General features: G+C 65.3%; 9 protein-coding genes. 7 read left to right on the forward strand and 2 right to left on the reverse strand.

Going from position 1 to position 12,440, the window contains the following annotated elements:
- Together GGD62_RS24785 and GGD62_RS24790 are read right to left on the reverse strand one after the other, a co-directional pair.
- Nucleotides 1-696 (reverse strand): GntR family transcriptional regulator, encoded by a 696-nt coding sequence (locus tag GGD62_RS24785; RefSeq protein ID WP_183710678.1) that lies wholly within the window; start codon nucleotides 694-696, stop codon nucleotides 1-3.
- 9 nt (nucleotides 697-705) lie between these two features.
- The gene (locus tag GGD62_RS24790) at nucleotides 706-2,118 is read right to left on the reverse strand and encodes an FAD-binding oxidoreductase (protein WP_183710680.1); all 1,413 of its coding nucleotides are present in this window, start codon (nucleotides 2,116-2,118) and stop codon (nucleotides 706-708) included.
- A gap of 181 nt (nucleotides 2,119-2,299) precedes the next feature.
- On the opposite strand from GGD62_RS24790, the gene GGD62_RS24795 reads away from it, so the two are divergent.
- From GGD62_RS24795 to GGD62_RS24825, 7 genes are all read left to right on the forward strand, one after another.
- Nucleotides 2,300-3,184: a dihydrodipicolinate synthase family protein gene (locus GGD62_RS24795; protein WP_183710682.1), complete on the forward strand. Its 885-nt coding sequence runs from the start codon at nucleotides 2,300-2,302 to the stop codon at nucleotides 3,182-3,184.
- Nucleotides 3,185-3,395: 211 nt separating this feature from the next.
- The gene (locus GGD62_RS24800) at nucleotides 3,396-5,720 is read left to right on the forward strand and encodes a TonB-dependent siderophore receptor (protein ID WP_183710684.1); all 2,325 of its coding nucleotides are present in this window, start codon (nucleotides 3,396-3,398) and stop codon (nucleotides 5,718-5,720) included.
- A 2-nt stretch (nucleotides 5,721-5,722) separates the two neighbouring features.
- Nucleotides 5,723-6,904 carry a PepSY domain-containing protein gene (locus GGD62_RS24805; RefSeq protein ID WP_183710685.1) on the forward strand — a complete coding sequence of 394 codons (1,182 nt, stop codon included), beginning with the start codon at nucleotides 5,723-5,725 and terminating at the stop codon, nucleotides 6,902-6,904.
- 69 nt (nucleotides 6,905-6,973) lie between these two features.
- The gene (locus tag GGD62_RS24810) at nucleotides 6,974-8,206 is read left to right on the forward strand and encodes a rhodanese-like domain-containing protein (RefSeq protein WP_183710686.1); all 1,233 of its coding nucleotides are present in this window, start codon (nucleotides 6,974-6,976) and stop codon (nucleotides 8,204-8,206) included.
- A gap of 260 nt (nucleotides 8,207-8,466) precedes the next feature.
- Entirely contained in the window at nucleotides 8,467-9,711 is a 1,245-nt protein-coding gene (serA, locus tag GGD62_RS24815) for a phosphoglycerate dehydrogenase (protein ID WP_183235590.1), read from the forward strand.
- A 217-nt stretch (nucleotides 9,712-9,928) separates the two neighbouring features.
- The gene (locus tag GGD62_RS24820; RefSeq protein WP_026202509.1) at nucleotides 9,929-10,948 is read left to right on the forward strand and encodes a patatin-like phospholipase family protein; all 1,020 of its coding nucleotides are present in this window, start codon (nucleotides 9,929-9,931) and stop codon (nucleotides 10,946-10,948) included.
- 3 nt (nucleotides 10,949-10,951) lie between these two features.
- Complete coding sequence (locus tag GGD62_RS24825) at nucleotides 10,952-12,406, forward strand: GntP family permease (RefSeq protein ID WP_183710687.1); 1,455 nt, start codon at nucleotides 10,952-10,954, stop codon at nucleotides 12,404-12,406.
- Nucleotides 12,407-12,440 lie beyond the last annotated feature (34 nt).

The raw sequence follows: 12,440 nt of genomic DNA on the forward strand, positions 1-12,440 counted from the left end.
TCATTCCACGCCCGACGCCTCCACCTTCAAGGTCTCCACCTTCAAGGCCTTGGCGTAGACCACGCCCGAATTGGTGATATGTGTGGTCATCAATTCTTCGAAGGCGGCGAACTCGCCGCGCGCGAACAGATCGAGCAGCCTGCGATGCTCGTCGAATGACGTGCGGGTGCGCACGTCAATCGGCGAGGTCAGATTGGTGCGGAGCGCGGCGACACGGCCGGAGACCAGCTGATAGGATTCGGCGAGGTAGCGGTTGCCGCAATGGGTGAACAGCGCCTCGTGAAACGCGGCATCGGCGCGGCCATAGGCGATGTTGTCCTTTGCCGCGACCGCCGGCTCCATCGCCGCGATGGCCTCGCCCATTGTGGCGATTGCACCGTCACGATCGTGACGATAGGCGAGCTCGGCGGCCTTGGGTTCGAGCGCGATGCGGAAGGTGCAGAGCGCGTTGATGTCGTCCGCGCTCGGCGTGAACACAAAGCTGCCGACCTGCGGGCGGATCACCACGAGGCCTTGCGCCTGCAGCTGGCCCATCGCCTCGCGCACCGGCGTGCGGCTGACGCCGAAGGAATTGGCCACCATCTCCTCGGAGATGGCAGCGCCGAGCGCGAACTCGCCGTCGATGATCGCCTGTCGCAGCCGCTGCATCACCCGCTGCGACAGCGATTTCGGCGTATCGAGCTTGAGCGAGCGCATTGGCGTTTCTCAGACCACCTTGCCGGGATTGAGCAGATGGTCGGGATCGAGCGCCGCTTTCAGCGTCCGCATCAGCGCGATCTCGGCGTCGCTCCTGGCATGGCCCAGCCACTTCTTCTTCAGCGTGCCGATGCCGTGCTCGGCCGAGATGCTGCCGCCGAGCTCGCGGACCAGACCATAGATGATCGTGTCCATCTCTTCCTTCGGCTGCTGCTCGACGGAGAGGCCGGTGACCCAGGAGACCAGATGCAGATTGCCGTCGCCGATATGGCCGTAATAGACGCTCTCGCAGCCCGCGATGCCGGAAGCAAGCGCCGCCTTGCAGCGCGTGACGAACTCGTCCATCCGCGCAACCGCAAGGCCGATGTCGTAGGAGATATGCGGGCCCAGCACCTGGCCGAACTCGGCGCAGATGTCGCGCACCCGCCAGAAGGCCTGCGTCTGCGCCAGCGATTGCGCCACCGCCGCATCGGCCAGCAGCCCGCGCTCCATCAGCTCTTCGAGCCAGGCCTGGAAGCGCGGCGCGTCCAGGCTCTCGTCGGTGCCTTGTGCTTCCACCAGCACATAGAGGCCGTGACCTGCGGCGACCGGCGGCTTCACGCCGGCGCGAGTCGTGATCACGTCCCAATAGTCCGGCCACATCACCTCGAACGCCGACAGCAGCGGCCCGAGCCCGCTGCGCGCCGCATCGAGCAGCGCGATCACCGCGGCGTAATCCTTCAGCGCGCAGAGCGCCGCCATGGTCGAGCGCGGCTTCGGGAACAGTCTTAGCACCACGCGGGTGATGATGCCGAGCGTGCCTTCCGAGCCGATGAACAGATGCTTCAGATCGTAGCCGGCATTGTTCTTCATCAGCTTGTTGAGGCTAGTGATGATGGTGCCGTCGGGCAGCACGACTTCGAGACCGAGCACCAGCTCGCGCGTCATGCCGTAGCGGATCACGCGGTTGCCGCCGGCATTGGTCGAGAGATTGCCGCCGATGACGCAGGAGCCGCGCGAGCCGAGGTCGAGCGGAAAGAAGAAGCCGGCTTCGTCCGCGGCCTTCTGGATCGTCTCCAGCGGCGTGCCTGCTTTCACCGTCATCGTCGCGGAAGCGCGGTCGATCTCCTCGATGCCGCTCATGCGCTCGAGCGAGATCGCGACCCAGCCGGCTTCGGGCGATGCGCCACGGCACAGCCCGGTCAGTCCGCCCTGCGGCACGAACGGCAGCTGCGCCTGCCGGCAGGTCGCAATCGCATCGGCCACGCCCTGCGCATCGACGGGACGGATCACCGCAAGCGGCGTCTGCGGCAGGCTCGCGCTCCAGTCGTTGCAATTGCGCGCCGGCACGTCGGTGCCGATCAGTACGGCGGCTGCGCCGAGCTTGTCGCGCAGGGCGCCGAGCAATTGGTCGAGACGCTTCACCGGGGTCACCATGTTCATGCGAGACCTTCCTGAATCTGGCTGCGCCCATGCGCGCCGTGACGGTGGAAAGGATTTGCCTCTTTCTTGTATGTAAGGTACAAGACGGAAAGTAAAGCAAAAACAAGGCTCGGAAGCCCCCTTAAAGACCATTGGGGAGATCAGGGGCTTGGTCCGAGATCGCAGCTTAGAGGGCGGTGTGATGACAGAGGCAATTCGCGGGTTCTGGGTGGCATCGGCGACGCCGCTGGCGGCCGACGGCAACGTGGACTCCGCCAAGCTCGCGGCGCACGCCAAGCAGCTGTTCGGCAAGGGGGTCGACGGCGTCGTGCTGTTCGGCACCACCGGCGAGGGCACCTCCTTCAATGTCGCCGAGCGCATCGCGACCATCGAAGCCGTGCTCAAGGCGGGCGTTGCGCCGGAGCGCATCGGCATCGGCGGCGGCTTCCCCGCCATCACCGACGGCATCGCGCTGACGCGCGCCGCGCTCGGCCTCGGCCTGCGCCACGTGCTGGTGCTGCCGCCTTACTTCGACCGCAGCGTCGCGCCCGAAGGCATCGAGGATGCCTTTGCCGCGATCATCGACGGCGTCGCCGACGATCGGCTGCGCGCCTATCTCTATCACATCCCGCAGACGTCGGGCGTTGCTATCCCAACCGCCGTCGCCGCGAACTTGCGCAAGCGTTACGGCAAGGTGATTGCCGGCCTGAAGGACTCCAGCGGCGACTTCAAGCAGTTCCAGGCGTTCCGTGCCGCGGCTCCCGAGCTCGCCATCACCGTCGGCAATGAAGCCGATATCACCCGAGCGATCGCCGCCGGCGGTGCCGGCACCATCTGCGGCATGGCCAATGTCGTGCCCGAGCTGGTCAAAGGCATGGTCGAGGGCAAGGATGTCGAAGCGCGCATGCAGGCTGCGATCGACGTCGTGCTGAAGACGCCCTCGTTCACTGCGACGCTGAAAGCAATCCTGGCGGCACAGACCGGCGATGCGGCCTGGCAGCGCGTGCGCCCGCCGCTCCGCGCCTCGTCCGACGGCTCCGCGTTCAAGCGGAAGCTCGACGAGTTGACGGCTCCTGCCATCGCCTGAGACCGCACAGAACCGTGATACGCCGCCGCGAATTCGCGTGTTGCGTGTTGCGACCGGCACGACGGCAATTGAAGATTGCCGTTCGATGTCGCTCCTTCTTAGAACGATTCAACACTAGAGCGATTCAACTCTGCCTGCGGTTCTCTTCGGGCACCGCGGCTGTTAGACGCGCCAGCTTCAATGCTGCGTCTGACCTGGAAGTGAATCGAACGTGCGTGCTCATCTGGATGGCCAGCGTGTCTGCGGCCATCGAACTCATGCCGGCAAGAGCCGTGCGGGTCTTCTCATCGGAGCGGCCGTGCTGCTCGCCGAATGCCCCTCCATCATGACGACCGCGCAGGCGCAATCGGCCCTGCCCCCGGTGACGGTGGAGGCGCCGGCGCAGCGGCCGAAGCCGGTGCGTGCATCGGATCAGACGTCACGCCGCACGCAGGCCGCCGCGCGCCAGCGCAATCGTAACCCTGCGCCGGCCGCACCGACACTCTCGGAGCGCGCGGCCGCGGAAGCCGCCGCGCAGCAGGCCGCCAAGCTCGGCTATCGCGCGATGCCGAGCGCGACCACGTTGCGCAGCGGCGCCTCGCCGCTCAATACGTCGCAAGCCGTCAACGTCGTGCCCGAGCAGGTGCTCAAGGACCAGCTCCCGCGCAACATCGACGATGCGCTCATCAACGTCTCCGGCGTCACCCAGACCAACACGCTTGCCGGCAGCCAGGACGCGGTGATCCGGCGCGGCTTCGGCGATAATCGCGACGGCTCGATCATGCGCAACGGCATGCCGCTGGTGCAGGGCCGCAGCCTCAATGCCGCCGTCGAAAGTGTCGAGGTGCTGAAGGGACCAGCCTCGCTGCTCTACGGCATCATGGACCCCGGCGGCATCGTCAATACCATCAGCAAGCGCCCCGAGCTCTACCAGCACGGCTCGGTCACGCTGCTCGGCTCGGCCTTCAACGCCTCCAAGACCGGCGCCGACGGCCTGCTCGACGTCACCGGCCCGATCGGCGACCAAGGTCTCGCCTATCGATTTATCGGCTACGGTGTCAGCGAGGACTATTGGCGCAATTTCGGTCGCCACCGCGAGATGTTGATCGCGCCGTCACTGGCCTGGTACGGCCAGGACACCACGGTCCAGCTCAACTACGAGCATCGCGAGTTCATCTACCCGTTCGATCGCGGCACGGCGTTCAACCCGGTGACCAAGGCGCCGCTCGCGGTGCCCGCCACGCGCCGGTTAGATGAGCCCTTCAACAACACGTGGGGTACGTCCGACCTGATGCAGGCCTCGGTCGAGCATCGCTTCAACCAGGACTGGAAGCTCTACGCTGGCTACAGCTACAACACCGAGACCTTCAGCGCCAACCAGCTCCGTATCACCGGTATTGACTTCACGACCGGCAGGGAGACGCGCAGCAACGATGGCACGGGAAGCTCGCTCAGCAACGTCAGCTACGGAACGTCGTATATTTCCGGCAGCTTCTGGCTCGGCGACATGCGCAATGACGTCGTGTTCGGCGGCGATGGTCAGTATCGCACCATCTACCGCGACACCCTGATTCGGCAGACGACGCCCGCCTTCAATGTCTACAATCCCGTCTATGGGCTGATCGGGCCCGGGACGACGGCGTCGAACAGCGATAGCGCCCAGACCGACAAGCTCGGCCAGTGGTCTCTGTTTGTCCAGGACACGCTGCATCTGACCGAGCGCTTCGCGCTGGTCGGCGGCGCGCGCTACATGGACTATGAGCAGATCGCCGGCCGCGGGAAGCCCTTCAACACCAATACCAATGTGTCACAGGACAAGGTACTTCCGCTCGGCGGCGCCATCTTCAAGCTGACCGACCAGATCTCGCTCTATGCGAGCTACACCCAGTCCTTGAAGCCGAACTCGACCATTGCGCCGATCGGCGTGGTGATCGATTCCAACATCGCTCCGGAAGAGGGCGTGTCATACGAGGCCGGCGTCAAATTCGATCTGAACAAGCGCATCTCCGGTACGCTGGCGCTCTACGATCTCGACAAGAAGAACGTGCAGACGACGAAGACGAACAGCGCGGGCAACGTGGAGCTCCACACCGTCGGCCGGGCTCACTCGCGCGGCGTCGAGCTGGACGTCACCGGCAGGCTCACCGATAGCTGGGCCCTGATCGGCAGTTATGGCTATACTGATGCCCGCGTGACGGCGTCCGAGGATGCGACGCTGCTCGGCAGGAAGTTGCAGAACGTCGCGCTGAACACCGCATCGCTCTATCTGGTGTATGACTTCGGCACCGCATTGCCCGGTCAGCTCCGCCTCGGCGGCGGTGCGCGCTATGTCGGCGACCGTCCCGGCGATTCCACCAACACCTTCTTCTTGCCGTCCTATGTGGTCGCCGACATTTTTGCGACCTATGAGACGAGATACCAGAACACGCCGGTGATCTATCAGTTCAACGTCAAGAACCTGTTCGACACCGTCTACTATCCCTCAGCCGTCAACAATCTCAACGTCGCGATCGGCGATGCGCGGCGCGTCTCGCTGTCGGCCACGGTGAAGTTCTAGCCATGGCCGCGCGGCTCGGACACACCATCAAGGCGGTCCTGTTCCAGGTCCATTCCATCGCGGGCCTGGTCCTTGCGCTGCTGGTGTCCATGATCGCGCTGACCGGCGCGATCATGAGTTTCGAGGACGAGATCGTCGATCATCTCAACGCCGGCATCATGCAGGTCGCACCGCGTCAGGCACCGGCGTTAATGCCTGATGCGCTGGTTGCGCGGCTGAAGGCCTCGCAGGACCTCGGCAAGGTCGCCGCCGTCACACTGTCGAGCGATCCGTCTGCGGCGGTTCACGTCCGCTTTGCGCGTGACGACCGGGGCGACCGGCCGACTTCGCTCTATGTCGATCCTTATGACGCTAGCGTGCTCGGCGCGCCGCGCGGCGAAGCGTTTTTCGCGACCGTGCGCCGGCTGCATCGCTGGCTGCTCATTCCGGGCGACGGCAAGGGTTGGGGACGTCCGATCACCGGCACGATCGCGCTCGGCCTGATCGTCATGCTGGTCACGGGCCTCGTGCTGCGTTGGCCGCGTCGTGTAGGCAGCGTGAAGATGTGGCTGAAGCCGAATCTTGGGCTCGGTGGCCGCGCTCTGCACCGGTCGTTGCACACCGTGATCGGCACCTGGGTCCTTCCGGTCTATCTGACGATGACCCTCACCGGCCTGTATTTCTCCTTCGAATGGTACAAGGACGGCGTGACCTGGCTGCTCGCGCGTCCGCACGTCACAGCAGCGAAAATGCCCGCAAAGCTGCCGCGTGCGGCCAATTCCGAACCGGCGCCGCCGATCGGATTCGATCCGGCCTGGGTGACGTTCCAGCGTGAGGAGGGCGATCGGTTCTCGAAGGCCTTGCTGACGCTGCCGGCTGGTCCCGGCACGACAATACGGATCCGGTCGTGGGGGAAAGCCTCGTTGCTGGAAACCACACGCGACGAATTCCGCATCGACGCCGTCACCGGGCAGCTGGTCTCAGCGGAGCGCTTTGCTGACAAGACGTTCGGCGAAAAGATCATCGCGGCCATCTACGACATCCATCGCGGCGAGATCCTGGGCTGGCCGGGCAAGCTCGCGTTCATGATTGCCGCGATGTCGATGCCCTTGTTCGCGATCACCGGCATCCTGCTCTACCTGTCGCGCCGCAAGCTGCGCCGTCCGGCGCGGCAGCCGCTCGGGCGGCTCGTTCCTGGCGAGTGAGCGGACGAGGCTAGCCAACGCGCTTCTAATCGGTCAAAAGCCCATGGCCCTCTTCTCAAGGTCCGTGCCATGAAGCTTCCGACCGTCACCCCCGCCGATATCCGCCGCACACTGCTGCTGCGCGAAGAAATCGCGCTGCTCGATCTCCGATACGAGGCAGGTTTTGCGACCGGACATCCGCTGTTCGCAGCCAACATGGCCGTGGATCGGATCGCGATCGAGGCCGAGGTGCGGCTGCCGCGCAAGGACGTGGCGATCGTGCTTTACGATGACGGCGAGGGGCTGGTCGCGGCCGGCGCCGAACGTCTCGCCGCGCTCGGCTACACCCATATCAGCGCGCTCGATGGCGGCCTGAAGGCCTGGCGCGACGCGGGCTATCAAGTCTTCGAGGACGTCAATTCCTATTCGAAGGCGTTCGGCGAACTGGTCGAAGCGCGCCGCCACACGCCCTCGTTCAGCGCCGATGAGGTGGCAAAGCTGATCGCGGACAAGGCCAACATCGCCATCCTCGACGTCCGCCGTTTCGACGAATATGCGACGATGAACATTCCGGGCTCGATCAGCGTGCCCGGCGCCGAGCTGGTGCTGCGCGCAGGGCAGGCCGCGCCGGATCCTGAAACCACCATCATCGTCAATTGCGCCGGCCGCACCCGCTCCATCATCGGCACGCAGTCGCTGATCAATGCCGGCGTGCCCAACAAGGTGCGGGCGCTGCGCAACGGCACCATCGGCTGGACGCTGGCGCGGCACACGCTCAACCACGGTGCTGGCAGGCGCGGCGAGATCGGGCCGTTCGAGGGCGGCCCGGCCAACGCGCGCGACGTCGCTTATCGCGCCGGTGTTCGCCATATCGGCGCGCGCGAGATGGCTGCGCTTGTCGCGCAGACGGATCGCACGCTCTATCGCTTCGACGTGCGCGACGCCGAGGAATATGCGGCCGGCCATCTCGCGGGCTTCCGCCATTATCCCGGCGGCCAGCTGGTCCAGGAGACCGACATGGCCGCGCCCGTGCGCGGCGCGCGCATTCTGCTGACCGACGACAGGGGTATCCGTGCCGACATGACGGCGTCGTGGCTGGGGCAGATGGGCTGGGAGGTCTATGTGCTGGAAGGGGGCTATGACGCCGCGCTCGAGATCGGCCCGCCGCGCATGCTGCCCAAGCCCGATCCGGCCCATCGTTACCGCAGGCCCTATGAAGGCACCGACGTCGCGCAGGCTGCGATGCAGGCCTATCTCGATTGGGAATATGGGCTGGTCGTGCAACTCCGCCGTGACGGCACGCACGGGTTTTATGTGATTTGACCTTGAACGGGTGGATTATCCGTCACCCTGAGGTGGCCGCTTCTTAGCGGCCCTCGAAGGGCGACGGCCCAACTCTCTCCGCGCGGCTGCATCGGGGCCCCAGCGGTGCATTCGCACCGCAGGGCTCACGCCTCAGGATGACCGAGTGGCTGATGCGAGCATGACCATCCGCCATTTTCTCCCCGTATCCGACCCCTATTGTGCCGCGCACCGTCCGCGGTCTATGAGCTGCGACAAAGCTCATCATCTATGGAGACACCATGCCAGCCCCAGGCCAAAGCCCTGAGCGGAGTGCCAAGGCGCTGCTGCTCGAAGGCGTCAATGACAGCGCTGTCGACCTTTTCAAGAGCGCGGGCTTCACCAATGTCGAGCGGCTGACCAAGGCGCTGGACGGCGAGGATCTGCGGCGCGCGCTCAAAGGCGTGTCGCTGCTCGGCATCCGCTCGCGCACCCAGATCACCGATGATGTGCTCGGAGCCGCCGATCAGCTTCTCGCCGTCGGCTGCTTCAGCGTCGGCACCAACCAGGTCGATCTCATGGCGGCGCGCAAGCGCGGCATTCCCGTCTTCAACGCGCCGTTCTCCAACACGCGCAGCGTCGCCGAGCTCGTGATCGGCGAGATCGTGATGCTGCTGCGGCGGATTTTTCCGCGCTCGGTGTCGGCCCATGACGGCGGCTGGGACAAGTCCGCGACCGGCAGCCGAGAGGTGCGCGGCCGCACGCTCGGCATCGTCGGCTACGGCAATATCGGCTCGCAGCTGTCGACGCTCGCCGAAGCCATCGGCATGCGCGTGATCTATTTCGATCGCACCGACAAGCTCCGCCACGGCAACACCGAGCCGGTCGAGAGGCTCGAAGAGCTCCTCGCGCAGAGCGACGTCGTCAGCCTGCACGTGCCGGAGACGCCGGAGACCGCGGGCATGATCGGCGAGAAGGAGCTGCGGGCGATGAAGCCTGGCTCGTTCCTGATCAACAACAGCCGCGGCACCGTGGTCGATCTCGACGCGCTCGCGCGCTCTTTGCGCGACGGCCATCTTGCCGGCGCGGCCGTCGACGTGTTTCCGGTCGAGCCGTCGTCGAATTCCGATCGCTTCAAGAGCCCCATTCAGGGCCTCGAGAACGTCATCCTCACCCCCCATATCGGCGGCTCGACCGAGGAGGCGCAGGAGCGCATCGGCGGCGAGGTCGCGCGCAAGCTGGTCGACTATTTCATCACGGGCTCGACCATGGGCGCGGTGAATTTCCCGGAAGTGCAGCTGCATTTGCGCCCCTCCGGCGCGCGCTTCAGCCATGTCCATCGCAACGTCCCCGGCATGTTGCGCCGGCTCAACGAGGTCTTCCTCCAGCGCGACATCAACATCGCCGCGCAATATCTGGAGACATCAGGCGATCTCGGTTACGTCGTGCTCGACGCCGATCTCGCGGGGCAGGATTCTGCGGCGCTGCTCCAGCAGATCCGCGCCCTCGACGGCACGGTCGGCGCGCGGCTGGTGTTCGAGCACTAAAGCGGAGAAGCGCGCAGCGGTTTTCCGAAAAGATCATGCTTAAACAACGACCTAAAGCGCGATGACGATTTCATCCTCATCGCATCGCGCTCTAGACGGCGCGGGGCCCACGTTCCGGTTGCATTTCTTCGCCAAGGCTCTCTACACTACGCCATCGACTTCGACGCGCACGTGACAAATCGCGTCGGATTTGAGCTTCAGTTGCGTGAGTGCCGCGATGGAACCGGACACCGTACTGATTGATCTCGCGCTTCAAGGCGGCGGTTCGCATGGCGCCTTCACCTGGGGCGTGCTCGATCGCCTGCTGGAAGAGAAGCGGCTTACGATCGCCGCGATCTCCGGGACGTCCGCGGGCGCGATGAACGCAGCGGTGCTGGCGGATGGGTGGACGGCCGGTGGCGCCGAGGGTGCGCGTGACGCACTCGAACGATACTGGCGCCGCGTTTCGAAGGCGGCGGCCTTCAGCCCGCTCCAGCGCTCGCCGCTCGACCGGCTGATGGGGCGCTGGACGCTCGATACCTCGCCGGCCTACATCCTGACCGACCTGATGTCGCGGGTGCTCTCTCCCTACGACCTCAATCCGACCGGCTACAATCCGCTGCATGCGGTGCTGGCTGAGAGCATCGATTTCGAGCGCCTCGCGCGCTCGCCGATCAAGCTGTTCATCACTGCGACGCGGGTGCGCACCGGGCGAGGACGCATCTTCCGCAACGCGGAGATCACGGCTGACGTGTTGCTCGCGTCGGCCTGCCTGCCAACCATGTTCCGCGCGATCGAGATCGACGGCGAACCGTATTGGGATGGCGGCTATGCCGGCAACCCGACCATCACACCGCTCATTCGCGAAAGCGACGCGCACGACACCATCCTGGTGCAGATCAATCCGACTGAAAAGCCGGAAGAGCCGCGGACGGCTGCGGAGATACTCAATCGGCTGAACGAGATTTCGTTCAACTCGCCGCTGATGAAGGAGTTGCGTATGATCGCGTTGCTGCGTCAGGCGGCCGACCCGGGAAGCGGCGAGGGCGCGCGCTGGGCGAAGATGCGGACCCACCGCGTCAAGAGCGACATGCTGGCGAAGTTCGGCGCCTCGTCCAAGCTCAACGCCGAATGGGAGTTCGTCTCGATGCTGCACGGCGAAGGACGTCGGGCGGCCGAAACGTTCCTCGACGAGCACGGCCCGGATATCGGTCGGCGCTCGACCGCCGATCTCGACATCCTGCTGTCGGAGTGCTGAGAGGTGGGGCTTCTCGGCATTCTCGTCGGGCTTGGCCTTCTCGTCCTATTCGCCTTTCGCGGCTGGAGCGTCCTCCTGCTGGCGCCGTTCGCCGCGCTCGTCGCGGCGCTGTTCGGCGGCGAGCCGCTGCTTGCGAACCTGACGCAGATCTTCATGGTGAATGCTGCAGCATTCCTGGCGCAGTTCTTCCCGATCTTTCTGCTTGGCGCCGTATTCGGGAAACTGATGGACGACAGCGGGGCGGTCACCTCGGTTGCCGCCTTCATGGCGAGACGTCTCGGCCAGCGCCACGTGATCCTGGCGGTCGTGCTCGCCGGTGCGATGGTCACCTATGGCGGCGTCAGCCTGTTCGTTGCGTTCTTCGTGATCGTCCCCATGGCCCGCTCGCTGTTTCGTGCCGCCGCGATTCCGCGGCGATTGATTCCGGCCGCGATCGTGCTGGGCACGTCGACCTTCACGATGTCGGCCTTGCCGGGCACGCCATCGATCCAGAACGCGATCCCGATGCCGTTCTTCGGCACGACGCCTTTTGCCGCGCCCGGACTCGGCATCATCGCCTCCCTGATCATGGTTGGCGCGGGATTGTGGTGGTTGCGCCGCGCCGAAGCCGCGGCTCGCCGTGCGGGGGAAGGCTATGGCGAGGACATGGAGGGTGCGGCCGAACGTGCCGTCGACGACGAACTGGTCCGCGAATACGCGACCACCGCACGGGAATTCGATCCGGCCGAGATCCGGCATGGACGGCGCGGTGAAATGTCTGCTCCGGTGGTGAGTGCCATCCTGCCGTTGGCCGTCGTCGTGGCTGTCAATCTCGTGATGTCGCTGCTGGTGTTGCCGCGGCTCGATGTCTCGTATCTGAGCGAGCAGCGCTTCGGCGGTACATCGTTGGCGGCGGTCGCTGGTGTGTGGTCGGTCAGCACGGCGCTGGGTGCTGCCATCGTCACGACCATCTTCCTCAATTGGGCCCGGCTTCCCTCTCTGCGGCAGACCATGGACGCCGGTGCCAATGCATCGGTTCTGCCGGCGCTCAGCGTCGCCAGCCTCGTCGGATTCGGCGCGGTCATCGCGGCGCTGCCGGCTTTCGAAACGGTGCGCGACTGGGTGCTTGCGATCGAAGGTGGCCCGTTGGTCTCGCTCGCGGTTGCGACCAATATTCTGGCCGCGCTGACCGGCTCGGCATCCGGCGGCTTGACGATCGCGCTCGACGCGCTTGGCCAGACCTATGTCGAGATCGCCGCGCGGAGCGGCATCGACCTTGCGCTGATGCATCGCGTCGCGGTGATCGGTTCGGGGACGCTGGATATCCTGCCGCACAACGGTGCGGTGGTCAGCCTGCTCGCGATCTGCGGCCTGACCCATCGCGACAGCTATCTCGACATTGTGATGGTGGGCATCGTGACGTCGCTATTGGCGCTGGTGGCCGTGATCGCCTTGGGGAGCGCACTCGGATCATTCTGATGGGCGGCTCGGCGTGAGCGATTGACGGGAGGAC

The organism is Bradyrhizobium sp. ERR14, assembly GCF_014198235.1.
Classification (GTDB): Bacteria; Pseudomonadota; Alphaproteobacteria; order Rhizobiales; family Xanthobacteraceae; genus Bradyrhizobium.

Excerpts from the sequence above, each read along its gene's own strand:
- GGD62_RS24785 (WP_183710678.1), bottom strand. The coding sequence starts at position 696 with ATGCGCTCGCTCAAGCTCGATACGCCGAAATCGCTGTCGCAGCGGGTG.
- GGD62_RS24790 (WP_183710680.1), bottom strand. The coding sequence starts at position 2,118 with ATGAACATGGTGACCCCGGTGAAGCGTCTCGACCAATTGCTCGGCGCC.
- GGD62_RS24795 (WP_183710682.1), top strand. The coding sequence starts at position 2,300 with ATGACAGAGGCAATTCGCGGGTTCTGGGTGGCATCGGCGACGCCGCTG.
- GGD62_RS24805 (WP_183710685.1), top strand. The coding sequence starts at position 5,723 with ATGGCCGCGCGGCTCGGACACACCATCAAGGCGGTCCTGTTCCAGGTC.
- GGD62_RS24810 (WP_183710686.1), top strand. The coding sequence starts at position 6,974 with ATGAAGCTTCCGACCGTCACCCCCGCCGATATCCGCCGCACACTGCTG.
- serA (WP_183235590.1), top strand. The coding sequence starts at position 8,467 with ATGCCAGCCCCAGGCCAAAGCCCTGAGCGGAGTGCCAAGGCGCTGCTG.
- GGD62_RS24820 (WP_026202509.1), top strand. The coding sequence starts at position 9,929 with ATGGAACCGGACACCGTACTGATTGATCTCGCGCTTCAAGGCGGCGGT.